22 protein-coding genes are annotated in these 24,439 nt (G+C 35.1%); 11 read left to right on the top strand and 11 right to left on the bottom strand.

Annotated elements, in window-relative coordinates:
• Window positions 1–22: 22 nt before the first annotated feature.
• From QWY86_RS11755 to QWY86_RS11740, 4 genes are all read left to right on the top strand, one after another.
• Window positions 23–1,378 carry a hemolysin family protein gene (locus QWY86_RS11755; RefSeq protein WP_435406635.1) on the top strand — a complete coding sequence of 452 codons (1,356 nt, stop codon included), beginning with the start codon at window positions 23–25 and terminating at the stop codon, window positions 1,376–1,378.
• Between the two features lie 8 nt (window positions 1,379–1,386).
• Window positions 1,387–2,091 carry a 16S rRNA (uracil(1498)-N(3))-methyltransferase gene (locus QWY86_RS11750; RefSeq protein WP_290242307.1) on the top strand — a complete coding sequence of 235 codons (705 nt, stop codon included), beginning with the start codon at window positions 1,387–1,389 and terminating at the stop codon, window positions 2,089–2,091.
• A 143-nt stretch (window positions 2,092–2,234) separates the two neighbouring features.
• A complete protein-coding gene (locus QWY86_RS11745) occupies window positions 2,235–2,819 on the top strand; it encodes a DUF4159 domain-containing protein (protein WP_290242304.1) in 585 nt (194 codons plus the stop codon).
• Between the two features lie 2 nt (window positions 2,820–2,821).
• Window positions 2,822–3,322, top strand: a complete 501-nt coding sequence (locus QWY86_RS11740) for an acyl-CoA carboxylase biotin carboxyl carrier protein subunit (protein ID WP_290242300.1) — start codon at window positions 2,822–2,824, stop codon at window positions 3,320–3,322.
• Between the two features lie 51 nt (window positions 3,323–3,373).
• Here the strand turns inward: QWY86_RS11740 and QWY86_RS11735 are convergent, their stop codons facing one another.
• A complete protein-coding gene (locus QWY86_RS11735) occupies window positions 3,374–5,029 on the bottom strand; it encodes an SUMF1/EgtB/PvdO family nonheme iron enzyme (protein WP_290242299.1) in 1,656 nt (551 codons plus the stop codon).
• A 246-nt stretch (window positions 5,030–5,275) separates the two neighbouring features.
• On the opposite strand from QWY86_RS11735, the gene QWY86_RS11730 reads away from it, so the two are divergent.
• From QWY86_RS11730 to ispF, 3 genes are all read left to right on the top strand, one after another.
• Window positions 5,276–7,864, top strand: coding sequence for an AsmA-like C-terminal region-containing protein (locus QWY86_RS11730; RefSeq protein ID WP_290242297.1), 2,589 nt, complete (start codon window positions 5,276–5,278; stop codon window positions 7,862–7,864).
• 201 nt (window positions 7,865–8,065) lie between these two features.
• Window positions 8,066–9,253 (top strand): type IX secretion system outer membrane channel protein PorV, encoded by a 1,188-nt coding sequence (gene porV / locus QWY86_RS11725; protein ID WP_290242295.1) that lies wholly within the window; start codon window positions 8,066–8,068, stop codon window positions 9,251–9,253.
• 51 nt (window positions 9,254–9,304) lie between these two features.
• Window positions 9,305–9,784, top strand: a complete 480-nt coding sequence (ispF, locus tag QWY86_RS11720; protein ID WP_290242293.1) for a 2-C-methyl-D-erythritol 2,4-cyclodiphosphate synthase — start codon at window positions 9,305–9,307, stop codon at window positions 9,782–9,784.
• A 54-nt stretch (window positions 9,785–9,838) separates the two neighbouring features.
• Here the strand turns inward: ispF and QWY86_RS11715 are convergent, their stop codons facing one another.
• From QWY86_RS11715 to QWY86_RS11675, 9 genes are all read right to left on the bottom strand, one after another.
• Window positions 9,839–10,708, bottom strand: coding sequence for a pirin family protein (locus tag QWY86_RS11715; RefSeq protein WP_290242290.1), 870 nt, complete (start codon window positions 10,706–10,708; stop codon window positions 9,839–9,841).
• Window positions 10,709–10,739: 31 nt separating this feature from the next.
• Window positions 10,740–11,270: a YceI family protein gene (locus tag QWY86_RS11710; protein WP_290242288.1), complete on the bottom strand. Its 531-nt coding sequence runs from the start codon at window positions 11,268–11,270 to the stop codon at window positions 10,740–10,742.
• Between the two features lie 166 nt (window positions 11,271–11,436).
• Window positions 11,437–12,024 (bottom strand): Crp/Fnr family transcriptional regulator, encoded by a 588-nt coding sequence (locus QWY86_RS11705; protein ID WP_290242286.1) that lies wholly within the window; start codon window positions 12,022–12,024, stop codon window positions 11,437–11,439.
• A gap of 12 nt (window positions 12,025–12,036) precedes the next feature.
• Window positions 12,037–12,195 (bottom strand): FeoB-associated Cys-rich membrane protein, encoded by a 159-nt coding sequence (locus QWY86_RS11700; RefSeq protein ID WP_290242284.1) that lies wholly within the window; start codon window positions 12,193–12,195, stop codon window positions 12,037–12,039.
• A gap of 116 nt (window positions 12,196–12,311) precedes the next feature.
• Window positions 12,312–13,499 (bottom strand): hypothetical protein, encoded by a 1,188-nt coding sequence (locus tag QWY86_RS11695; RefSeq protein WP_290242282.1) that lies wholly within the window; start codon window positions 13,497–13,499, stop codon window positions 12,312–12,314.
• Window positions 13,500–13,620: 121 nt separating this feature from the next.
• Window positions 13,621–14,445: a type 1 glutamine amidotransferase gene (locus tag QWY86_RS11690; protein ID WP_290242280.1), complete on the bottom strand. Its 825-nt coding sequence runs from the start codon at window positions 14,443–14,445 to the stop codon at window positions 13,621–13,623.
• A gap of 8 nt (window positions 14,446–14,453) precedes the next feature.
• Window positions 14,454–15,554: a carboxylate-amine ligase gene (locus QWY86_RS11685; protein ID WP_290242278.1), complete on the bottom strand. Its 1,101-nt coding sequence runs from the start codon at window positions 15,552–15,554 to the stop codon at window positions 14,454–14,456.
• A gap of 29 nt (window positions 15,555–15,583) precedes the next feature.
• Window positions 15,584–16,624, bottom strand: coding sequence for an ATP-grasp domain-containing protein (locus QWY86_RS11680; RefSeq protein ID WP_290242276.1), 1,041 nt, complete (start codon window positions 16,622–16,624; stop codon window positions 15,584–15,586).
• Window positions 16,625–16,695: 71 nt separating this feature from the next.
• Window positions 16,696–17,403 (bottom strand): esterase family protein, encoded by a 708-nt coding sequence (locus tag QWY86_RS11675; protein WP_290242274.1) that lies wholly within the window; start codon window positions 17,401–17,403, stop codon window positions 16,696–16,698.
• A 172-nt stretch (window positions 17,404–17,575) separates the two neighbouring features.
• On the opposite strand from QWY86_RS11675, the gene QWY86_RS11670 reads away from it, so the two are divergent.
• Window positions 17,576–18,385, top strand: coding sequence for an alpha/beta hydrolase (locus QWY86_RS11670; protein WP_290242272.1), 810 nt, complete (start codon window positions 17,576–17,578; stop codon window positions 18,383–18,385).
• A gap of 17 nt (window positions 18,386–18,402) precedes the next feature.
• Here QWY86_RS11670 and QWY86_RS11665 read toward each other — a convergent pair whose 3' ends face one another.
• A complete protein-coding gene (locus tag QWY86_RS11665; RefSeq protein ID WP_290242270.1) occupies window positions 18,403–19,548 on the bottom strand; it encodes a retropepsin-like aspartic protease in 1,146 nt (381 codons plus the stop codon).
• A 399-nt stretch (window positions 19,549–19,947) separates the two neighbouring features.
• Here QWY86_RS11665 and typA point away from each other — a divergent pair, with 399 nt between their 5' ends.
• From typA to QWY86_RS11650, 3 genes are all read left to right on the top strand, one after another.
• On the top strand, window positions 19,948–21,750 hold the full coding sequence (gene typA / locus QWY86_RS11660) for a translational GTPase TypA (protein WP_290242268.1): 1,803 nt from the start codon (window positions 19,948–19,950) through the stop codon (window positions 21,748–21,750).
• A gap of 466 nt (window positions 21,751–22,216) precedes the next feature.
• Window positions 22,217–23,143 carry a lysophospholipid acyltransferase family protein gene (locus QWY86_RS11655; protein WP_290242266.1) on the top strand — a complete coding sequence of 309 codons (927 nt, stop codon included), beginning with the start codon at window positions 22,217–22,219 and terminating at the stop codon, window positions 23,141–23,143.
• A gap of 46 nt (window positions 23,144–23,189) precedes the next feature.
• The gene (locus QWY86_RS11650) at window positions 23,190–24,380 is read left to right on the top strand and encodes a serine hydrolase domain-containing protein (RefSeq protein WP_290242264.1); all 1,191 of its coding nucleotides are present in this window, start codon (window positions 23,190–23,192) and stop codon (window positions 24,378–24,380) included.
• Window positions 24,381–24,439: the final 59 nt, after the last annotated feature.

The following is a 24,439-nucleotide window of genomic DNA, read 5'->3' as shown; positions in this document are numbered from 1 at the left end:
CCTACCATCCTCAAATTTGGCGATGGTTGCCTTACAGGAAACTGATACTTCATCAGTGGGATGGCGGTTATTTTTTGCTCTATTTTTGGTGCTTTTAAATGGATTTTTCGTTGCTGCAGAGTTTGCAATCGTTAAAGTTCGGGCATCACAAATCGAAATAAAAGCAAAATCGGGCAGTCGAGTTGGCAAAATGGCTAAAACAATCATTCATAATTTGGATGGTTATTTAGCAGCAACACAATTAGGTATAACGCTTGCATCGCTTGGTTTAGGTTGGGTTGGTGAAGGCGTTATGCATACCATTTTCAAAAATCTTTTCGATAGTTTAGGATGGGGATTTAGTGATGCAACAATCCATACGGCTTCAACAATTGTAGCTTTCTCACTTATTACCATTATGCACATCGTTTTTGGCGAATTAGCGCCTAAATCGTTTGCAATTCAAAGACCTGTTGCAACAACACTTTTTGTGTCGGTTCCACTTCAGATTTTCTATGTTGTATTTAAACCATTTATCTGGACTTTAAATAGCCTTGCCGCCATTATATTAAAACCATTCGGTATTGATACTTCTGCCGGACATGAATCTTTACACAGTACAGAAGAATTACAGTATTTACTCGACCAGGGTAAAGAAAGCGGTGCTTTAGACAATAATGAACATGAGCTTATTAAAAACGTTTTTGATTTTAATGAGCGTGTTGTAAAAAACATTATGGTTCCGAGAACCAAAATTTCGGGTATTGAATTATCCTCTACTAAAGAAGATGTTATTGATAAAGTTATAAAGGAAGGCTATTCCCGTTTACCTGTTTATGATGAAATCATGGACAAAATTGTTGGTATCATTCATGCCAAGGATATATTGCCTTTAGTTGCAGCTGGTAATCAACATTGGACATTAAGCGATATTATCCGTAAACCTTATTTCGTTACAGAAACAAAAAAAATTAACGATTTGATGAGTGAGCTGCAAAGCAACCGCATTCAAATTGCCATTGTTTTAGATGAATTTGGTGGTACTGCCGGAATGGTAACACTCGAAGATATTGTTGAAGAGCTCGTGGGAGAAATTCAAGATGAATATGATGAGGAAAAACCTTTGGTTGAGCGGGTATCTGATAATGAATTTATTGTAAATGCTTTTGCAACGGTTTATGATGTAAATGAACATCTGCCGCATGATTTGCCAGAGGATGAAGATTTCGATACAATCGGAGGATTGGTCTCTCACGTTTTCGAGCGAATTCCTGAAGTGGGAGAAAGTAATGAATCCTACGGTTATCTGTTTACCATCCTTAAAAAAACAGAGCAAAATATCGAAACCGTTAAATTAGAATTAGTCCTTAATAAAGAAGATATGGTTGATAATCACTAATTTCAACTATGAATATTTTTTATACTCCAGATATAACCGATTCATTTTATACGCTTAACGAAGAAGAAAGTAAGCATTGTGCAAGGGTTTTACGTTTACCTATTGGCGCATTGGTTTATTTGGTTGATGGCATTGGTGGATTTTACACGGCCGAGATTACTTCTGACAATCCAAAACGGGTTACGCTTAAAGTTATTAAAGCAGAAACCGAATATGGAAAAAGAAATCACTACCTCCATATTGCGGTTGCACCAACTAAAAACATTGATAGGCTGGAATGGTTTCTTGAAAAAGCTACGGAACTGGGTATTGATGAAATTACGCCAATCATAACAGATAGATCTGAACGAAGGGTTGTTAAAGCGGATCGATTAAATAAGGTTATAACATCTGCAGTTAAGCAATCTATTAAAGCTTATCATCCAAAATTGAATGAAGCCATTTCTTTTGATGGTTTGATGAAACAGCGATTTGAAGGCGATAAGCTTATAGCACATTGCATTGATAATCTGGAAAAAAAATATATTTCAGATTTAGTGAGACCATTTCAAAAATATTTAATTTTGATTGGTCCGGAAGGTGATTTTACCCCTAACGAGGTCAACGATGCTTTGAATAAAGACTTTAAACCACTAACTTTAGGTAATAACAGATTGAGAACTGAAACTGCAGCACTTGCAGCCTGTTTTGAAATCAATTACCTAAACAGATGAGTTTGATTTACAATTTACGATTTACGATTTACGATTTCAAGAAACTAAGAAAGAAGAAATCTATTTCGTTTATCTTATCATTTCTACTTCATTGTTCTTTAATCTTTGCTCTTTGTTCTTTTAGTTTTCCTCCCTCATATCGCATGGCCAAATTAAAATACAATGGTGGTGGCGATTGGTATGCAGATAGAACAGCACTTCCGAATTTAATTGCATTCTGCAATTCGAATCTAAAAACGAACTTTTATGCAGAAGAAAGTGTTGTGGAGGTTGGAAGTAAAGAACTATTTAATTTTCCCTTCATTTACATGACTGGACACGGCAATGTTGTTTTTAGCGACCAGGAAGCCAAAAACTTAAGACAATATTTGACTGGTGGTGGTTTCCTTCATATAGATGATAATTATGGCTTGGACAAATTTATTCGTCCGCAGATGAAAAAGGTATTTCCAGAATTAAGTTTTGTCGAATTGCCTGCCAATCACTCTATTTACAATCAGAAGTTCAAATTTCAAAATGGCTTGCCAAAAATCCATGAGCATGATAACAAAAGACCACAAGGCTTTGCTCTAATCTATAAAGGTAGAGTTGTTTGTTACTATACTTTCGAGTGCGATTTAGGTAATGGGTGGGAAGATTTTGGTACTTATCCGGAAGACACTCAGGAAACTCGTTCAAATGCTCTTAAGATGGGCGCTAACTTAGTTCAGTATGCTTTAACTCAATAATTATGTTTAAAATAAAAGTTAATGATAATTTTCAGTTTGACGTTGAAGAAAAGTCAAACGAATTTTTTGTAGATGGTTCAAAATTAAATGTAAATTTAAGTACCACAGCTCCTAACACAGCCAGTATTATTTTAAACAACAAATCATTCAATACTGAAGTTATCGATTTTAACAAAGTTGAAAAGACTTGTACTATAAAAGTTAATGGAAATAACTATACACTAAAAGTGGAAGATAAATTTTATCAGTTATTAAAGCAACTTGGTTTAGATAATATTGCATCGGCTAAAATTGCTGAAATAAAGGCGCCAATGCCAGGTTTAGTTTTAGATATTATCGTAGAAGAAGGTACTGAAGTAAAAAAGGGAGATAATCTTTTGATTCTGGAAGCCATGAAAATGGAAAATATTATTAAATCTCCAGCAGATGGGGTTGTAAAAAAGCTATCCATTATAAAGGGAGATAAGGTAGAAAAGAACCAAGTTCTACTTCAGTTTAAATAAAAAACTTATTCAAATAAAAAGCCCCGAAATTTTCGGGGCTTTTTGCGTTTATTATCTTTTCGGATTAAATGGCTTTGGCTTTGCTTGCTTAAAGTTCCGCTTACCTGCCGTACTAATTTCAGGTGCGCCAAGCATAGTCATTGCACAACGGAAACCAACCTCTGCAGAAGCATCATCTTGTTGTAAGAAACGACGGGTTGCCGGATTTAACCAGTAAGCCATATCATTCCAAGAACCGCCTTTGTAAACTCTGGATTTATCATTCACCAATGAAATTCCTTCATCATTAAGAAGTTTATTCTGTCTATCGCGATATCCACGCTCATCTGCTTGATAACTTGTTACTGCTGATGTTGGATCTGGTGATTTAGCAATTGAATCAGCTCTTTTTGCCAAAGCTTGCTTCTCTGCCCAAGTTAATTTTTTACCAGAATAAGCATTTGCTTTAATTGGTTTACCATATTTGTCCAAAGCAATTTTACCATTAGCTGCATCTGCTAATTGTTTATCCTGAAATTGGTTACCACGATAAGGATTAAATGCTTCAGCATCAGTGAAAGTACCTGTACGGTAAACGTCGTTGACCCATTCATTAACGTTCCCAGCCATGTTGTATAAACCAAAATCATTCGGATTATAAGAGAGAACTGGTGCAGTTAAATCTGCCTTATCATTTAACGAACCACCAACGCCCATATAATCACCAGGAGCTCTTTTAAAGTTGGCTTGAACCAAACCTCTGGTTTTTTTACTTGCAGAACTAACACCTAAACCATTCCAAGGATAGATTTTATTTTGGTTAATGTTTTCATATTCAGTATTACCAATTAAACCTAATGCTGCATATTCCCATTCTGCCTCAGTTGGCAAACGGTAAGGTTGCATAATCACACCATCTTCCAATGTTGCGTTTCTTGTTGGTGTTGCATTGCCACCACGTCCACCGGCAGCACCAACAGATGCACCAGCTTTAGCATTGTAATCCTTAGGCGCATTTTTACCTTTATCGTCATACTGGCCATTTAGATACGCATCAGTATTGAAAGGTTTGTCTGGTCTTGCAGTAGTAGCAGCCGTAGTTGTATTCCCTCTCGCAGGGCTATTGCCTTGCGCTAGTGTTTTGTAATCAGTTAAAATACCTTTTTGGCGAAGAATATATTCGTTTGCCTGAGAAGTTCTCCATTCGCAGAAACGAGAGGCTTGTTCCCAGCTTACGCCAACAACAGGATAATCTCTGTAAGCCGGATGTCTTAAGTAGTTATCTACGTAAGGCTCATTGTAAGATAAAGCACGGCGCCAAACTAAAGTATCAGGAAGCTCATTGTAATAAAATTCTCTATCTTCAGGATAACTTGTTCTGATCCAGTGTAAATATTCCAGCCAGTCTGTATTAGAAACTTCTGTTTCGTCCATGTAAAAAGATGGTACGGTAACTTGTCTCTTATAGTTGTAAATGTTTGGCTCTACTCCGGCTACTTCGATAGCACTACCGCCAACAACAAGAACACCACCTTCAATGGGAATTAAACCTGGTCCGGGTGCACGTTTGTACTTTGTAGCAACAGCAAAACTACCGTAAGTTTTGTTGTTTTTATCAGCATAAGGAATACCTGTTTTACTTGAAACGCCGCCTTTATTACCTCCACAAGAAGATATAAGTGCAGCAAAAGCAATGAAGGTAATAGAATATAGTAATTGTTTTTTCATATTGATGCAATATCGCGGATTAGGGCTTATTCAACCGATAAATTTACGGAAATTAAAATGATTTAGTAAAATTTGTGTTAATAATTGTTCTCGATATAATTTTTTAAGCAAAACGTATTAATAATCAATGTATTGTGTTTTATTAGAAATATTTTATAAAGTTGATTTATTAAAAGTTTTGAACATAGATTGGTGTGCTTATTGCCATAAATATCTCCAAATTATATATTTTAAAAGGTTAGGTTTATGTTAAAGAAAATAATAATAATAGTTATTTCGCTATTTGTGTTGTTGTTGGTCGCTGCGGCAGCTATTCCGCTGTTTTTTAAAAAGGAAATTAATGCTAAAATTAAATCATCGATAAACAAAAATGTAAATGCGAAGGTTGATTTTAAAGAACTCAATTTGTCACTGATTTCGTCATTCCCCAACCTGGGCATAAAAATCAACAATCTTTCCATAATTGGTATAGATAGTTTTGATAAAGATACACTCGCAAATGTTAAACAACTGCAACTAAATGTTAATTTATTGAGTGTTTTAAAGGGCGAAACCTATCAAATTAATTCCATTAATCTTGAGGAACCAAAAGTTTTTGCAAAAGTACTCAAAAGTGGAAAGGCAAATTGGGATATTAGGAAGCCCGATTCAGCTCAAAATTCAAACGAATCAAAACCAACTACTTTTAAAGCTGCATTACAAAAATATTCTATAGAGCAGGGAACTGTTATTTATGATGATGCCTCATTAGGTTTTTATATGAAACTTGATAGCTTGAATCACACGGGAAAGGGAGATTTTACACAAGATTTATTTACGCTTGATACAGAATCGGATATTGAAAAACTAACGGTTAAATACGGGGGAATCCCTTATCTGAATGGTATAAAGTTGAATGCAGAACTTCCTATTGAAGTAGACATGAAAAACATGAAATTTACTTTCGCTGATAATAAAATTAAACTAAACGAACTCCTTTTATCCGCGGTTGGATATTTGGCTATGCCAAATAAAACAGATATGGTAATGGATTTTAAGTTTGATGCAAAGGAATCTGAATTGAAAAATTTTCTTTCTTTAATCCCATCAATTTACGCTGCTAATTTTAAGGATTTAGAAGCAACCGGTAAATTTTCTATGAATGGTGTTGCTAAGGGTACTTATAATGAAAAATCATTACCAGCTTTCAACCTTAATTTGAATATAGAAAATGGGAAAATCAAATATCCTTCATTACCCTCAGCTATAAATAATATTCAAATTAAATCACAGATTAGTAATCCCGATGGTGTGATTGATAATACCGTTATTAATGTTCCATCATTTCATTTAGAGTTCGGGCAGGTTCCTGTAGATGGCAAACTGTTGGTTAAAAACCCGGTTTCCGATCCATTTGTCGATATGGCTTTAAAGGGAAAATTGGATTTAAAACAATTAACAGCTATTTTCCCGATGAAGGATATGATTTTAAACGGGATTTTGGATGCGGATGTTAAAGCGGCTGGTCGTAAATCTTCAATTGACAAGCAACAATATCAGGCATTTAAAGCATCAGGACAAATAATCGCTAATAACTTTAATTATGCTGGTAAGAATGTTCCAATGCCGATAAGCATCCCTTCAGCAAAATTAATATTTAGCCCAAAAAACATAACTTTAAGTAATTTATCTGCCAAAGTTGGAAGTAGCGATTTCGCTGCAAATGGCTCATTAAATAATTATTTAAGTTACTTTTTTAATAAAAATCAATCCCTACAAGGTAATTTTAGTATGGTTTCGAACCTTGTTAATGTTAACGAATTAATGGGGCCAAAATCTACCCAAACAACATCTTCTAAAAATGTAAATTCAAAGCTTTCAGTATTTGAAGTGCCAGATAAAATTAATTTTAGCATTGCTGCAAAAGCCAATAAAGTAATTTATGATAATTATGATATTTCGAGTGCAAATGGAATCCTTTTAGTAAAAGATAATACAATAACTTTTAAGGATTTAGGCATGAGTATGCTTGATGGAAGATTAAGAATGAATGGGACTTATGCTACTTTAAATCCTAAAAAACCAAGAATTGATGTTGATTTTGGAATTGATAAAATGAACATTCAAAAAGCTTTTCAAGCTTTTAATACAATAAAATTATTGGCTCCAGTGGCAAAATATGCAAAGGGTTCTTTCTCAACTGATTTAAAGTATAATTCTGATTTGGATGAAAATATGATGCCTGTTTACTCTAGCATCAATGCAGAAGGGTTAACAAATATTATTCAGGCAATGATTGATGGTTTTGAACCTTTAAACAAATTAGCATCCTCATTAAGTTCTGATAAATTGAAAAAACTAGAGCTTAATAATGTGATTACAAAATTTAAAATCAAAGATGGAAGGCTAAATGTTGCTCCATTCGATATTAAAAAGGATGGTATTGTTATGAATATCCAAGGCTCTAACGGCTTAGATCAAACTATGGATTATGATCTTGCTATGAACTTACCACGAGCAATGCTTGGTGCAAAAGCCAACGAAACTGTTAACAATATGCTTGGTAAATTAAATAATAAAGCAGGTACTAATGTTTCAGTCGGCGATAATGTTAAAGTTAATGCGGTATTGGGTGGTACTTTTTTAAAACCTACAATAAATTTAAAGTATGGTATTGCTGATGTAAAATCAACAGCAAAGGAGGCCATAAATAATGTAATAGCAGAAAAGAAAGCAGAATTACAAACTAAGGCGCAAGCAAAAATCGATACCGTAAAGGCAAAGGCTACAGAAAAAGTTAAGGATGTTATTGCAGATAAACTCAATAATCTTTTTAAGAAAAAGAACAATAATTAAATATTAAACTTAATATAGAAAAACAGTTGAAATAAATCTGGTAAATAAGATTTTCAGTTTTTACAAAAATTCGTAGTTTTAGTTAGTCTAAACTTGTAAAATGGTAAGTTTACTGTAAAATATAAATTGTGCTTTTACGTTTGATGATTATATCTTTTAAAAGTATTAACTTACCTGAAATCTTAAATACATACCCTAAGGATGAATTTCAAGTACATTTGTAAACTTGCATTTTCTGCATTATCGGCAGTTTTGGTATTTGGCAAGGCGAATGCACAGGTAACAATTGGCAATACACAAACTAACGGTAGTGAATCGAATAACATCATTACCGCTGTTCCATTTTTATTAATTACACCCGATGCCCGTGCTGGTGCTATGGGCGATGCGGGGGTAGCAATAATTGGCGACGCAAATTCTGCAAGTATAAATCCTGCAAAGCTTGCATTTTTAGAAAAGCCATATGGTTTTTCGCTCTCCTACAGCCCCTGGTTAAAAAATCTAGTGCCTGATATTAATCTTGCATATGTTGGTGGTTTTTACAAGTTGGATGATAGAAATACGATTGGTGCGTCATTAAGGTATTTTTCTTTAGGCCAAATTCAGTTAACAGATATTAATCAGCAAGATTTAGGCATTGCAAATCCAAATGAGCTTGCCTTTGATGTAACTTTTGCCCGCAATTTCGGTAAAGACTTCTCTTTGGGTACTTCCTTGCGATATATTTATTCAAATCTTGCTTCCGGTCAGTTTTCTTCTACTGGCCAGGTTAGAGCAGGTAATGCGTTAGGTATTGATATTGCCGGTTTGTATAAAACGCCAACAACCATGTTTGGTAAAAATGCAATAGTTTCTGCCGGGGCAAATATTTCTAATATCGGTACTAAAATGAGCTATTCGGATGGTGGCGAAAATTACTTCTTACCAACAAATTTTAAACTCGGTGGTGCATCAACAATAGAGATTGATGATTTTAATACTTTCACTTTTGCCTTAGATTTTAATAAACTTTTGGTTCCAACGCAACCGATTTACGATTCCAATAATAATATTTTAAAAGGTAAAGATCCAAACCGTTCTGTACCGGCGGGGATTTTTGGCTCGTTTAGCGATGCTCCAGGTGGTATTAGTGAAGAATTTAAAGAAGTAGGAATTTCTACTGGGTTGGAATATTGGTATAATCAGCAATTTGCAATTCGAGGAGGATATAATTACCAAAGTCCGCAAAAGGGCGATAGCAGATATTTTACTTTAGGCGCTGGTTTGAAATATAATGTGTTTAACATCGATTTTGCTTATTTAATTGCAGATGCTCAAACCAGTCCTTTAGCAAATACATTGCGCTTCAGTCTCCTTTTTAATTTCGGGGATAAAAAAACATTTAGATAGTTTCGTTTAGAAATATTTTGGCAATTTCGTGCCATAATTATAAAATTCATTATGAAGATTAGGGTAGGTTTCGGATTTGATGTTCATCAATTAAAAGAACAACATCCTTTTGTTGTTGGTGGTGTAACGCTCGAACATCATAAAGGAGCTTTTGGTCATTCTGATGCAGATGTATTGCTCCACGCAATCTGCGATGCTTTACTAGGTGCGGCAAATTTAAGAGATATTGGCTTTCATTTTAAAAATACCGATGATAGGTGGAAAGGCATCAGCAGTATTATTTTATTAAAGGAAACCGTAAAATTATTAGCTGAAAAAAATTGGCAGGTCGGAAATATTGATGCTATGCTTTGCTTGGAAGCTCCAAAAATAAATCCACATATACCAGACATGCAAAAAAATATTGCAGAGGCAATAGGCATCTCTACAGAGGATATTTCGATAAAAGCAACCACTAACGAACTGATGGGATTCGTTGGCAGGGAAGAGGGTGTTGTTGCTTATGCGGTATGTTTAATCGAAAGGACATAAAAAAACCGAGTGCGCTTTTGCTTGCCGGCGGTTGTAATATAAATTTAAACCTGTTTACTCCTCTAAATAGCCAAATTTACCTTGGTTGTAATCTGCAATAGCCTGATGAATTTCAGCTTCTGTATTCATTAAAAAAGGACCATATTGGTGGATAGGTTCGTTGATTGGTAAGCCACTTAAAACTAAAATAATACTGTTTTCTATTGCTTCTATAGAAATCGATTCGCCTTCGTTTTCAAAATAAATAAATGAATCAGCTTTTGCATTTTCCTGCTCATTTACAATTATCGAACCTTCAATTATCATAAGGCCTATATTGTGTTTTTTAGGGAAAATAAATTCAGCTTTTCCATTTTTGTTTAGGCGAGCATTGTAAACTTCAATTGGTGTAAATGTATCTGCCGAACCTTTAATGCCTTTATAATTTCCAGCAATAATTTCGATTTTCCCTCCACCATCGGGTAAATTGAAAACAGGCATATCAGCTTGTTTAATAGCCTGATATTTTGGCTGGCTCATTTTGTTTTGAGCGGGCAAATTAACCCATAACTGCACCATTTGAAACGGACCACCATTAAGACTATACTCCGCTTCGTGATATTCTTTATGCAGTATACCAGCTCCAGCAGTCATCCATTGGACATCGCCAGGATAAATAACGCCACTATTACCAGCACTATCATCATGCGCAACAGCACCATGATAAGCTATGGTTACGGTTTCAAATCCGCGGTGTGGATGAACGCCAACACCGCGAGGATTTTTTCGAGCTGAGAATTCTATCTTCGAGCCATAATCCATTAAAAAAAATGGATTCATATCAATTTTATATCCACTTGGGAAAAAATTATGCACTCTAAATCCATCGCCAACCATGTGTGGTGCTGGCGCTTTTAATACTTCAGCAACTTGTTTTTTTTCCATAACAGGAAATAATTAAATCGGCTTTACCGAATTATGCTTGTTTAACGAATTGTAATTCGCCTAATATTCTAACTTCTTCGCTCACCATCACACCACCGGTTTCTAAAGCAGCATTCCAAGATAGTCCGAAATCTGTACGGTTAATTTTTCCGCTCAATGTAAAACCTGCTTTCGTATTTCCCCATGGGTCGGTTGCAATACCACCAAATTCGGCTATTAATTTAACAGGCTTCGTTTCGCCTTTGATGGTTAAATCCCCTTTTAAAATATAATCATCACCATCTTTTTCCATTGATGAAGATTTGAATTCGATGGTTGAAAATTTTTCTCCATCGAAGAAATCACCACTTTTTAAATGGTTATCACGATCAGTATTTCCAGTATCCAACGAATTAATATCCCCAGAGAATGAAATTTGAGCTTCTTCAAATTCGTCACCTTCTGATGTTAATTCAGCAGAAAAAGATTTTAGATTACCAGTTACCGTAGTAATCATAAGGTGTTTAACTTTAAATTGTAATTCGCTGTGGGTTGGATCTAATGTCCATTTAGTAGTAGCCATATCTTTTGGTTTTAATTTTTAATATTTACAACACAAAAGTAAAGCAAGGGGTTTGGTTTGAAATTGATGTATGGTAAGTAATGCCTGGATTAAAGAAGGGTTGAGTTTTGAATGACTGAATGATTGATTAATGATGCTCTTTTAATCATTCTCTCATTCGAAATTATCATGGTCTGAAATGTTTGTTTGCAAGCTCTTTTCTAACCCTGCTTAATGATTCTGGTGTAATACCCAGATAGGAAGCAATCATCCATTGCGGAACGCGTAAGGTTAAATTTGGATATAATTTAATAAAATCAAGATATCGCTCTTCTGCCGTTGCACTTAAAAGCATGTTGATTCGCTTTTGCATAAAACGAATGGAATTGTTTAGTAACCTGGTTTGCATAGGTTGTAAACAAGGAACTTTTATGCCGGCTTGCTCCATGAAATCATTTGGCATAATTACAACTTCCGTTTGTTCTATCGCATCTATAAAAAATACTGAAGGCTCATTATTCATACTATTTCTATCAGACATGAGCCAGTTTTCTGGTGCAAACTGAAGAATGTGTTCCTTGCCTTTTGAATCAATAGAGTAGGCCCTTAATAATCCCTTGCAAACAAAAAAACCATGCTTTGTAATGTCGCCGGTGTATTGGATAATTTCGTTTTTATCGAACTTTTTTATTTTTAAATCAGAGGAAATGCTATCAAATTGATCATCTGTAATTTGTATTTTCTCTTTGAGATAATTTCTAAACTGATCAATCATAAAGAATATAAATTACTTTTTTACAGGTTTAATATCAGAAAAATCTACGCCACATTTGCAATTGCCACCGCAGCCATCTTTTTTTACCTGTAAAGATTTATAAACCAAACGGCCTACATATACCAATGCAACCGCAAAAAGTAAAAAGACTAAAATCGTTTGAGTATTCATAAAACAAATATAAGTAGCTTTACTCGTTTTGCTTTCAGTTAAATGTAAAAAGGTGGGTTAGCCACAGATTTTCAGATTAGTAAATTAAAATTTATGGTGATTAATTAATAAAGATCTTATTCTTCCATAAAACCAATTGTTCCGCCAACCCAATCGAAATCTGCGTTGTAACGAACACCAATCATTTTTCCGCGGCTTAATCGTGCTAAGTTTATGCACAACTGTGGTTCTCCACCATCGGGCCATAAATACATCATTCTAATCTCAGCTTTCACGCCGCCATCAGGCGATTGAACAACAGGTTCGTAACTTACTTTACGTTGCAAAATCCAGTTTTCAGGGTCTGATATTTTTTTAATGTCAGCTTCTGTAACATCTATAATTACTCCCATGCCGGCGAAGGAAAATAGTGGTTTCAGAACGTAATTTTCTAAATCACCGGGTATTGATTTCACTTTATTTAAAAACCTGGTTTCAGGAACAAACTCACTTTTTAAAAAAGGCATGGTATACTTACTGATTCTATAAAACCAATTCGGGTGCGTAACCCATTCAATATCGAGTTCATCTCTGGGATCGAAACTATTCTTAAAAATTTCAGTGTTAGCTGCAACTTCGTCAAAAATCAATCTGTTATAAATTCTTTTAAGTTGAATTTGCTGACCATTTTCTACATAAAAAAGCTGTTTGCCAACTTTCCTAATGTCTTCTAACGCAAGTATTTTAATACCCAACATTTTCTGCGTAACAAAAAAATCAATAGCGGTTTTTTGGTTTTTGGCATCAACGTCCATTAAGGCAACTTCATGAGGTTGATGTTGCCCGATAATCACTTCTTTTAAAAGCTTAATGTAACTTTCTTCATCATAACCATTTAGTAGATAGCTTAGTGAATCATCTATTTCATAGTTCTTTCTAAAAGTTTTTGCTAAATGATTTTGAAAGCCATATAACGAGGGAAATCCTTGCATTTCGATTAGCATGGGTGTTAGTTCACCTGCATCATTTTTACAAATTCCAAAATCGAAAGTTAAGAAGTGAGGCTTTTCGTTTTCGTTAGGCACATTCCAATCCTTTGGAATTGAACTTTTTGTTAATTCTTTGAAGTTTGGTTGCTTAATTAAATTAATAATTTCTTCGCCTGCGGCGATCAGTTTTTCTTTAAGCTCTTGTGGAACAAATATTGGCGTTTCTGCAACTCTAAATGGAATTTCAGGATAACCTTCTTGCAAATCTGCCAAGAAATCTTGATACTTTTTTTCAGTAAACTGATGATTGAATTTTTGACGTTGAGCAGGTATCATAATATTTGGTAAGGTTAGCGTAATCGTCATTGCGGGGCACGAAGCAGTCTCCCTCAAAAAAGGATTGCTTCGTGCCTCGGAATGACGGCCATTTTAGATTTTTATTTCAATTTTTTGGCATTTATGCCTCTTGTAAATTTCCTACAGCTTTATTCAAGAAGTTTGGAAGAATTACACTTTGAGTTAGTACAATTCTATCCGGATCATCTAAACTATTCAGCATATCGTAATATTTTGCTTCTCCGTGTGTGTCGATGATAACTTTTCTCTTTTCATCCTGCAGAAGATACATTTTCATACCAATTGGGTCTGCTTCCGGATGAAATTGAGTGCCAACAATCTCATCAGAAAATCGAATTGACATCATACAACGTTCTAAATCAACGTGTTTTCTCTCTTTTTCGATAGCTAATAATTTTGCTCCTTTTACCTCAAAAGCTTCTAAATTTGGTTCAATTACTTGCCAATCTCTACTGTCAACAGAAAAGAAAGGATTTGTAATGCCTTCGAAAATTTCATCTTGCTCACCATCTTCGGTAAGGGTAATTGGAAAAATACCAAAAGCGTTGGAGCGTCTTTCTGTTACATTACCCAGATTATATTTTCGGCAAGCCAACTGAAAAGAGTGGCAAATTAGAAAAGCATATTTCTTCTCATCGTTGGAAGCATTGAAGTCTTCAATTTTATCTAAGAGATGAAAAAAATCATTTTCCCACTTTTCGCCCTTGCTTTCTATGGGGCTTCCCGGACCACCGCTTGAAATATAAGCATCGTAATCTATGCCCGGGATTTCGCCCTTTTGCCTTAAATCGAAAATATCGAAGGTTAAATTTATATTGTGTTCAATTTTGTACCGGGATAAAATTTCCTGAATTCCCCGCATGCCCTGATTTGGAGCGCCGTTATTCATATCAATAACGGCAACCCTTAAGCTCCTTTTATCCATAATAATTTTTACTTTGCACCTATAAGTGTCTGTGTGGTAATGTAATCTACCACGGCTTCAAAGTTACCAGTTTGTTCGTAAACTGCCAACTGCCTATCTGCGCCTGTACCGTGTTCTAAAATTTTATGTACGTAATTTATATCTTCACGGCAGCCTAATTCATCTACAACATCATCTACAAAATCCAGAAGTTCTAAAACAAGATTTCGGCAATTTACTTCCATTTCTTTACCAAAATCGATCAGGTTTCCATCAATTCCATACCTTGCAGCACGCCATTTATTCTCATTAATTAAAGCACGCGAATAATTAATAAACGTCATGTTTTGTAAGCGAAGTTTATAAAGCTTAGCACAGAGTGCCTGAAACAAAGCTGTAAAAGCCATTGTTTCATCAATAAGCATTGGGCAATCACAAATTCGAAACTCAACTGTATCAAAAAATGGATGTACTCTTATGTCCCACCAAATTTTCTTCGCATTATCCATGCAATTGGTTTTAATTAGTAGCTTAACATAGCTATCGTAATCTTCAATGCTATTGAAAATATCTGGAATTCCGGTGCGTGGAAATTTATCGAAAATTTTGGTTCTGAAAGATTTGTAGCCTGTATTTCTTGATTCCCAAAACGGAGAATTTGTGGATAGCGCAAAAACGTGAGGCAGAAAATACCTTACCTGGTTTGCAATGTGTATGGCAAGCTCACGCGATTGAAAACCAACGTGAACGTGTAAGCCAAATATTAAATTCGAGCGTGCAGCTTCCTGCAACTCGTTAACAATTTCATTATAACGGGGATGTTCAGTAATCAATTGTTTTTCCCAATGTGAAAATGGGTGTGTTCCGGCAGCGCCAATACGTAAACCTTGTTCGCCTGCAAGTTGCGAAACGGTATAACGCAACTGCGAAATTTCCTTTCGGGCTTCGCTTGTTGTTTTACAAATTCCGGTTCCAACTTCTACAACAGCCTGGTGCATTTCTGCTTTAACCTGGTCTTTATGTATTTTTTGCGCTGCTTCAACAATTTTTTGGTCGTGCGAGGTAAGTTCCCTGGTAACGGGATCAATTACCATGTATTCTTCCTCTATACCAAGCGTAAATTCATTCATCCTGATGGTTATTAAATTCTAAATCCCGTTTATTTTTTTGCAGCTGGTTTTTTAGTTTTTGCAGGTGCTTTTTCTGATGCAGTTTTTTTAACAGCTGGTTTAGTTGCTGCATTTCCAATAAGTGGTTTTCCTGAAACAGAAGATTTAATATATTCTCCCCAGGTTAAATTATCCTGACCATCTTTTTGTGCCTTAGCTCTCTCAATTGCATAATTAGCAGTAGTTTCTACAACCCAATCAAAGTTCTCCTGGCCTACGCTTTTAATGTCAGCATCTGGTGCAGGGTTACAAAAGTCAATCGCGATAGGCACACCATCACGCACAGCAAATTCTACCGTATTAAAATCGTAACCTAAATATTGGCAAAGTTTTAAAGTATATTCTTCAACGGTTTTTAATAATTTTTCGCTCGATGGTTTGGTGTCTACTGCGTAGCGTAAATGGTGTGGGTTGCGTGGATCATATTGCATTATGCGAACGTGTTTTCCGCCAATGCAATAACATCTAAAATATTCTTCAAAAATAATTTCTTCTTGTAGAAGCATAACCAATTGTTCAGTTCCGCTATGTTTGTCGAAGAAATCTTCCTTATCATGAAGTTTATAAACATCTCTCCATCCACCGCCATCATAAGGTTTCATATAAGCCGGAAAGCCTGTGTATTCAAAAATGGCATCCCAGTCTAAAGGCATGGCAAGGTTAGAAAAAGATTCGCCTGTTGTTCCTGTTGGATGTTGTCTTGATGGAATTAATGCGGTTTTGGGTACAGGTACACCAATTTGTTCTGCCAGGGCATTATTAAAGAACTTCTCATCGGCACTCCACCAAAATGGGTTATTAATGACAGCAGTTCCGGTAATGGCGGCATTTTTTAACGATGCACGGTAAAAAGGCACATCTTGCGAAATCCGGTCGATAATTACCGAATAACCCAGCGGTGCATTTTGGAATATTTTCTCTATTTTAACGGCTTCGGCAATGATGCCTTTTTCAGCTTTCTGATTGATTCTTTCAATTACGGCTTCAGGAAAAGAGCGTTCCTGGCCAAATAAGATCCCTATTTTTTTCATTGGTATATATTTAATGTTTTATCGTTGATCGTCTATCGTTTTTCGAAAAACAAGCAACGAACAACTGTTTATTATAATTGTGCAATATAATTTGGAAACATTTCTCTCCATATTGGCCAGTCATGGTCGGCATTTTGCCTAATATCAAGCCAGTGATTTATTCCTTTTTGAGATAGAATTCGTGATAAATTCTCGTTATCACCTCTGCACATATCTCTATCGGTTGTACCCAAAACTATTTTCATATAATGAAGTTCTGGATTGCTATTGTTCATTAAATTATCAACCGGATTGTTAAAATAAACATCGTCATTATAAAATCCATCTAGCTGACCAGTAATATCAAAAGCACCACTCATGCTAAACATGTGGCTAACTAACCATGGATGACGGAAAGCAAAGTTTGCTGCATGATAACCGCCAAAACTACAACCTGCGGTTATAATTTTGCTATGTCCGGTTTCATGTCGGGCTAAAGGCGCTACTTCCTCTAATAGGTATTTATCGTACCAAATATGATTTTTTACTCTATCTGCGGGATGTATGCTTTTGTTGTACCAGCTTAATTTATCAATGCCGTCAGGACAATAAATCTTAATTTTTCCTTCGTTGATAAATCCTTCAACAGAATCTATCAATTTGAAATCTTTATTCTCAAAATATCGCCCCATGCTCGTTGGGAACAGTAGAATAGGGATACCACCGTGACCAAAGATGAGCATGTCGATTTCAGCACTTAAATTTGGGCTGTACCACTTTTTATGTTCTTCTTTAACCATACAAAAATTTTAATGCTTTAAGGTATAAATTAAATTCTACAAAATTGAATGCTTTTGTTTAAATTAAAGCTTAATGTAAAAAATGGTAACTGATATTTAATAGTTTATCAAGATTTGTAACTTTGCCTAAAATTTTGAGGCGGTTGCCATGTGATAGGGGTTTTGAATAATTATGTATAGTACAATTTTATCTGTAAAGGTTAATACCAGTAGTTTTAAAGTTCCTTCGGCTTATTTAAAGCACGAAGTTGAAATAGATATATATGCTCCTGAAGGTATTTTGGGAAATGAAAAAATAGAATTATTACTACTAAATGATGGGCAGGATGTTGCAAAAATGGATTTTGCAAAAATTCTTCAAGACGCCCATCAATATAAAAGAAATCACCGTTTAATTGTTGTGGCCATTAAGGCATCGACAGAACGTTTAATGGAATATGGTGTAGCAGGTACGCCCGATTTTAAAGGTCGTGGTGCTAAGGCAAATTTATATTCTGATTTTATTATTAAAGAGTTATTGCCTTTTGTAAAGAAAAAAATTGCGATGCCAATTAATGGAAAAGTTGCTTTTGCAGGTTTTTCTTTGGGTGGTTTATCTGCTTTTGATATTGCCTGGAAAAATCCTTCTGTTTTTGATGCCATAGGTGTTTTCTCTGGTGCTTTTTGGTGGCGTAAAAAAGATTTAGCTGATGGTTATACCGATGCTGATAGAATTATGCACGAACTTATCGATACGACCTCTACCAAACCAGATATGAAATTTTGGTTGATGACGGGTACGGAAGATGAAAAGGCAGACCGAAACAAAAACTTTATTATCGATTCTATTGATGATACCATTGATGTTGTAAAATCATTAATGAAGAAAAATTATAAGCGCCCCGAACATATTTTCTATTACGAAAAAGTTGGCGGAAAGCATGACGTTCCAACTTGGGAAAATGCGATGCCTGCCTTTTTAAACTGGGCTTTTGAGGTTTAAGAAATAAAAATTAACCATTAAAAAACTGATTTTTTGATGGTTAATTTTTCTCCCTTATCAGTAATCACTGAAAATTCTTCTTTTTTAGCTTGTTCGGCATACCATATTAAAAAATCACATCTATCAGTAAAGCTGTCCGCATTTCTGGCATTCAACTCTGTAATTGTTTGTCCGATATTTAGCAGATTTGCGCTGTGCTCAGCTGAACCATTTAGTGCAACAACCTCAATTTTACGTTTATCATTAAAATGGAAGCTGGCATCAAAATTCATTTGCCTTTTTGGTGCAATATTATTTGGAAGTAGCCAATATTTAAGGTCAATACTGTTTATTATCAGCTGGTTAAAATTGTTTTTTAGAAAATAAAGTCCAATTTTATTATGCGTATTCACCATAGCATTTATCTTAAAGTTATTTAATACAACTCCTCCAAAAACTACTGAATCCATAAAAAACGTATTGGTTGGTTTACCAGACGACATTGTGTTTATGCCCATTGATGAGCTTTTGAATTTGTATAAATTCTCAGGCAACACTTTTTTAGCGACTTCTTTAGTGCTTTTAATGTTGGCATCCATTGTACAATTTCCGGCATAGCCGAAGTCTATTAATATATTATCTACGGGTGTATTAGCAATAGTTAAGTTTGTGAAATGCCTGTTTCCAACAATTTTAAATGGCATTTGCTGCATATTATTTTCTGGAGTAAAGGCCGTTTTAGAGAAATAAACGATGTTTTTCTTAAAGTCGAATTTCCAATTTAGTTTGTTAATGATATCTCCGCCTAGAAGGTAAGTTTTATTGCAGAAAAGAAATGGCATATCTGCAACAACGCTGGTAATATTTGAAAAACTATGCGGACCAATTTTTAAGGTATTTATCTTGGCTAAATCTAATTTTGCTGATTTTTTCTGACTATCTCTAATGTTTTTTGAGCCCGATATTTCAATCTTTGCTTCATCTAGGTTTTTGCTATTCAATGCGCCCAAGCTGGCGCCAGTATCAAATGCAAAATCTGTTTTCACACCATTTAAGTAGCCCTCGAATATTAGAAGTCCTTTTTCGGTATTGAATGAAAGGCTATCTATCAGATTATTCTGTGCCGAAGAAGATTTAATCGTAAAGGTTAGGATGATCGTAAAGATTAAAATTGGTTTCTTCATATAATTGTTTTACTGCATGACGAATCATTTGAAAGATAGGTTGCATGTTGCTTCACTTTTGATTGACAATAAGTTTTGAATTTTGGTTTCTGCAGGTGTTTAATTTGCGCACCGAAATGTATTAATTAAATCGATAGCAGTGAACACGGAGCGTAGCGGAGTAAAAAAATAGCGGGGCGAACATCAAAATGAAATGCTGTTTTTGCTTTACAAATTTTTATGATGCTCACAACCCGCTTTTTACCAAATGAGATTTTCTGATTGCGTTGGTGTCGGTTTGATGTATTAAACTATTGACAATCAAAATTTAACGAAAACATAATGAGATAAATAGTAGGCTTAACCCTTAAAATTTCATTTAAAAACACTATCTTTGCGCCAAATTTATAGGCGCATTTTATGCAAAAGATTAGAAATATAGCTATTATAGCACACGTTGACCACGGTAAAACCACATTGGTTGATAAAATTTTACACTCTTGTTCTGTTTTTCGTGATAACGAACAAAAAGGAGAGTTGATATTGGATAACAACGATTTGGAGCGTGAGCGTGGTATCACAATCGTATCTAAAAACGTATCTGTTCAATACAAGGATGTAAAAATTAACATCATTGATACACCTGGTCACGCGGATTTCGGCGGTGAGGTAGAGCGTGTTTTAAAGATGGCTGATGGTGTACTTTTACTTTGCGATGCATTTGAAGGTGCGATGCCTCAAACGCGTTTCGTAACGCAAAAAGCTTTGGCTTTAGGTTTAAAACCAATTGTGGTTGTAAACAAAGTTGATAAAGAAAACTGTCGCCCGGAAGAGGTTTACGAGCAAATTTTCGAATTATTCTTTAACCTTGAGGCAACTGAAGATCAATTAGATTTCCCGGTTATTTACGGTTCATCTAAACAAGGGTGGATGAGTACAGATTGGCAAAAACCAACAACTGACATTTTTGCTTTGTTAGATGCTGTTGTAGAGAATATTCCTGCTGCACCAATTAATGATGGTAGCTTACAAATGCAAATCACTTCGTTAGATTATTCATCTTTCGTAGGTCGTATTGCAATTGGCCGTGTACATCGTGGTACAATTAAAGAAAACCAGCCGGTAACTTTAATTAAACGCGATGGCAAAATTGTTAAATCAAGAGTAAAGGAACTTTATACTTTCGAAGGTTTAGGTAAAATTAGAACTACAGAAGTTGGTTCTGGTGATATTTGTGCAGTTGTAGGTATTGATGGTTTTGATATTGGCGATACCATCGCTGATTTCGAAAATCCAGAGCAATTACCAGTAATTAGCATTGATGAGCCTACAATGAATATGTTGTTTACTATTAACAATTCACCATTCTTTGGTAAGGAAGGTAAGTTAGTTACTTCACAACGTATCAAAGATCGTTTAATGAAGGAGATGGAGAAAAATCTTGCACTTAAAGTTGTTGAAACTCAAGGTGCAGATTCATGGTTGGTTTATGGTCGTGGTATTCTACATTTATCTGTTTTAATCGAAACGATGCGTCGTGAAGGTTACGAATTGCAAGTTGGGCAACCACAGGTAATTGTTAAAGAAATCGACGGTAAAAAACATGAGCCAGTTGAAACCTTAATTGTTGACGTACCTGCTGAAGTTTCTGGTAAGGTAATCGAATTGGTAACGCAGCGTAAAGGTGAGTTATTAATTATGGAACCTAAAGGCGATTTACAACACTTAGAATTCGAGATTCCATCTCGGGGTATTATTGGTTTACGTAACAACGTATTAACTGCAACTGCTGGCGAGGCGATTATGGCACACCGTTTCAAAGCTTACGAGCCTTGGAAAGGTACAATTCCTGGTCGTTTAAATGGAGTTTTAATATCTATGGATAAAGGTACAACTACAGCTTATTCAATCGATAAATTGCAAGATAGAGGTCGTTTCTTTGTAGATCCAGGTGTTGATATTTACGAAGGACAAATTTTAGGAGAGCACATCCGTGATAACGACTTAGTAATTAACATCGTTAAAGGAAAAGCGTTAACCAACATGCGTGCTTCTGGTACAGATGATAATACGCGTATTGCACCAGCAATTAAATTCTCTTTAGAAGAATCTATGGAGTATATCCAGGCTGATGAATACATCGAAGTTACGCCTCAAAGCATGCGTTTACGTAAAATTTTCTTAACAGAGCAACAACGTAAAGCAAACGGTAGTAAAAACTAGTAACTACTAAATTTTCTCGAAGAGGATTTTAAATACATTTGAGCCCATTTCTTAATTGAGATGGGCTTTTTTGTTTTAATTCAAACCATTTGAGAAATATAAGCTTGCAGAATTTCGAAATATTTCCTAGGTTTTCGAAGTTTTCTTAGATGGTTAATTTTTTATGAAAAGCAATTTTCTGAACCTCACTTAATGTCTGTCCTTCTTTCCGCTTAATCTTTTTGGCTGTCCTTCGACAAGCTCCGGATAACAGCCCAAAAGGATACCGCTGCAATAAGGTTTAAAGAAATTCGGCTTTGCAATAACCAACGATTTTCATATCAGCCCATTAAAAAATTAATCACTTGATTGATTTTTCGTCAGCGGAATTTCAAAACTCCTTTTTGGAATAAAATTCTAACAATTTCATGGCAATTGATTTTTACGTTGCATCTAAATTTGTACTAGTAAACTAATCAGGCCTATTATGATTAATAAGGTTTTATCCCGAATGGGAATATTTTTCTTAAACGCACTTTCTCTTTTGCCACTTTTTCTGCTTTACAGATTAGCTGATGCTTTTTATTTATTGATTTTTCACGTTGTAAAATATCGTAGAAAAGTGGTAAAAGAGAATTTATACAATGCCTTTCCCTATAAAAGTTCACCAGAACTTAATTCTATTGAGAAAGCATATTATAAATTCTTATCTTCTTTGTTCGTGGAGGTAATTAAAATGAAAAGTATCTCAAAAAATGAGCTTAACAAAAGAGTTATGTTCAAGAACAAAGATTTGGTTGAAGCTTATTTGCAAAATAACGAAAGTGTGCTTTTTTGTTCTTCTCATTATGGAAACTACGAATGGGTTTGCATGGCAATTGGCTTAAATTTTTCTGGTCAGCATTTTCCAATTTACAAACCTTTAAGTAGTCAAATTTTCGATAACTGGTTTCTTAATATGAGAAGTAAGTTTGGAAATAAAATGGTTTCTATGCGTCAAACTTTAAGGGCCGTACAAGCAAGTAAAAACAGCGCAAGTATGTTTACTTTCGGCAGCGACCAGGCACCATCGAAAGAAGAATCAATCTACTGGACTAATTTCCTCCATCAAGAAACCTCGGTTCAGCTTGGTGTGGAAAAGATTGCCAAGAAAACAAATCGTCCGGTTTTTTATCTAAAAATTAACTATTTAAAACGTGGCTACTATGAAGTAGATTGTGTTCCAATTTGCCTGCATCCTAAAGAAACTGCAGAGTTTGAAATTACCGAACTTCATACCAGATTTTTGGAAGAAATGATAAATGAACAGCCTGCATATTGGTTATGGAGCCATAGAAGATGGAAATATAAACGCGATGTTAAGCCTGCCAGATTTAAAGAAAGGGAGCAAAACCTTTCAGATAGTTTAGCTTAAATTCTTTTAGCTAAACTCTATATTTGCTGTGGTTAACACGCAACTAATGAAATTTTTTAAAAGAAGTTTATATACTTTAATATTATTCCTTATTATATTTTCTGTCGGATTGTTTTTTCGGCACCCATATTTAATTCGTGTTTTACAATACCGAACACCTGATGCAAATACTTATAAAATTTTTCCTCAGGCTGTAGTTCACAAAAGCAATTCCCCATCTTATTTCATCAGAACAACAAAAAGCAGAAGTGATTTGGATACGCTCCATGTTTTTGATGGAAATCATCAATACATAACTTTTAAAGATTATATCAAAAACGGAGAAATTAATGCATTCTTGGTGATTAGAAACGATACTGTTCTTTATGAAAAATACCAAAATGGTTATGCTGATAGTACTTTAACAACTGTATTTTCTGGAGCAAAGAGCATCATTTCTATTATGATAGGAAAGGCATTGGATAATGGAAATATTAAAAGTTTAAATGAAAGGGTTACAGTTTACATCCCTGAATTAAAAGCTAAACCTGCTTTCGAAGATATTACCATAAAACACTTGTTGGATATGAAATCGGGTTTGGAATTTCAAGATGCACTGGGTGGTATTACAAAAGCATTCTTTTCTGATGAAGCTAAATACTTTTATACACATGACATGAAAGCTGAATTGCTTAAGGCAAAACTTGTAAATAAACCTGGAACAGTTTGGCAATACAAAAGCATCGACCCGATTCTTTTGGCCTGGGTTTTAGAAGCAGCCACGGGGAAATCGGTTTCCGAATTTTTCGAGGAAAATATTTGGAAAAATTTAGGGACTGAATATAATGCAAGTTTTGGGTTAGATCATATAAATGGGTTGGCAAATACCGCGAGTCGGTTTCAGGTTGCAGCAATTGATTTTGCAAAAATTGGCAAGTTATTTCTAAACAAAGGCAACTTAAATGGCAAAGAGGTTCTTTCTGAAAACTGGATTAATCAATCTGTAAACATCGGGGCTGAAAGGCCGGCCTCTGCCAAAGGGTGGCAAAAATCTGCCCACCATTTTTTATGGTGGATTCCGCAAGAAGGTGATGCCGGAGATTACGCTGCAGAAGGTATGCGTGGGCAGAGATTATACATTGATCCGAAAACTAATACCATAATTGTTCAATTTGCAAACCGTGGTTCGGGCGATTATCCTTATCGTAAAATTAGCAGGCATTTGGCCGGTAAGCCATTTTCTTATCCCAAGCGGTAAATAAAAACGGCCAACCAAGGTCAGCCGTTTTGAGTAATCTAGAAAGAGCGTCCAAACCC

This window comes from Pedobacter aquatilis (assembly GCF_030409415.1).
GTDB lineage: Bacteria > Bacteroidota > Bacteroidia > Sphingobacteriales > Sphingobacteriaceae > Pedobacter > Pedobacter aquatilis.
This window is presented reverse-complemented; position numbering and strand designations above follow the sequence as displayed.

Excerpts from the sequence above, each read along its gene's own strand:
- typA (WP_290242268.1), top strand. The coding sequence starts at position 19,948 with ATGCAAAAGATTAGAAATATAGCTATTATAGCACACGTTGACCACGGT.
- QWY86_RS11695 (WP_290242282.1), bottom strand. The coding sequence starts at position 13,499 with ATGATACCTGCTCAACGTCAAAAATTCAATCATCAGTTTACTGAAAAA.
- QWY86_RS11740 (WP_290242300.1), top strand. The coding sequence starts at position 2,822 with ATGTTTAAAATAAAAGTTAATGATAATTTTCAGTTTGACGTTGAAGAA.
- QWY86_RS11735 (WP_290242299.1), bottom strand. The coding sequence starts at position 5,029 with ATGAAAAAACAATTACTATATTCTATTACCTTCATTGCTTTTGCTGCA.
- QWY86_RS11710 (WP_290242288.1), bottom strand. The coding sequence starts at position 11,270 with ATGGCTACTACTAAATGGACATTAGATCCAACCCACAGCGAATTACAA.
- QWY86_RS11730 (WP_290242297.1), top strand. The coding sequence starts at position 5,276 with ATGTTAAAGAAAATAATAATAATAGTTATTTCGCTATTTGTGTTGTTG.
- QWY86_RS11745 (WP_290242304.1), top strand. The coding sequence starts at position 2,235 with ATGGCCAAATTAAAATACAATGGTGGTGGCGATTGGTATGCAGATAGA.
- QWY86_RS11715 (WP_290242290.1), bottom strand. The coding sequence starts at position 10,708 with ATGGAAAAAAAACAAGTTGCTGAAGTATTAAAAGCGCCAGCACCACAC.
- QWY86_RS11650 (WP_290242264.1), top strand. The coding sequence starts at position 23,190 with ATGAAATTTTTTAAAAGAAGTTTATATACTTTAATATTATTCCTTATT.
- QWY86_RS11665 (WP_290242270.1), bottom strand. The coding sequence starts at position 19,548 with ATGAAGAAACCAATTTTAATCTTTACGATCATCCTAACCTTTACGATT.
- QWY86_RS11705 (WP_290242286.1), bottom strand. The coding sequence starts at position 12,024 with ATGATTGATCAGTTTAGAAATTATCTCAAAGAGAAAATACAAATTACA.
- QWY86_RS11755 (WP_435406635.1), top strand. The coding sequence starts at position 23 with ATGGTTGCCTTACAGGAAACTGATACTTCATCAGTGGGATGGCGGTTA.
- QWY86_RS11750 (WP_290242307.1), top strand. The coding sequence starts at position 1,387 with ATGAATATTTTTTATACTCCAGATATAACCGATTCATTTTATACGCTT.
- QWY86_RS11685 (WP_290242278.1), bottom strand. The coding sequence starts at position 15,554 with ATGAATGAATTTACGCTTGGTATAGAGGAAGAATACATGGTAATTGAT.
- QWY86_RS11670 (WP_290242272.1), top strand. The coding sequence starts at position 17,576 with ATGTATAGTACAATTTTATCTGTAAAGGTTAATACCAGTAGTTTTAAA.
- QWY86_RS11700 (WP_290242284.1), bottom strand. The coding sequence starts at position 12,195 with ATGAATACTCAAACGATTTTAGTCTTTTTACTTTTTGCGGTTGCATTG.
- porV (WP_290242295.1), top strand. The coding sequence starts at position 8,066 with ATGAATTTCAAGTACATTTGTAAACTTGCATTTTCTGCATTATCGGCA.
- QWY86_RS11675 (WP_290242274.1), bottom strand. The coding sequence starts at position 17,403 with ATGGTTAAAGAAGAACATAAAAAGTGGTACAGCCCAAATTTAAGTGCT.
- QWY86_RS11680 (WP_290242276.1), bottom strand. The coding sequence starts at position 16,624 with ATGAAAAAAATAGGGATCTTATTTGGCCAGGAACGCTCTTTTCCTGAA.
- QWY86_RS11655 (WP_290242266.1), top strand. The coding sequence starts at position 22,217 with ATGATTAATAAGGTTTTATCCCGAATGGGAATATTTTTCTTAAACGCA.
- QWY86_RS11690 (WP_290242280.1), bottom strand. The coding sequence starts at position 14,445 with ATGGATAAAAGGAGCTTAAGGGTTGCCGTTATTGATATGAATAACGGC.
- ispF (WP_290242293.1), top strand. The coding sequence starts at position 9,305 with ATGAAGATTAGGGTAGGTTTCGGATTTGATGTTCATCAATTAAAAGAA.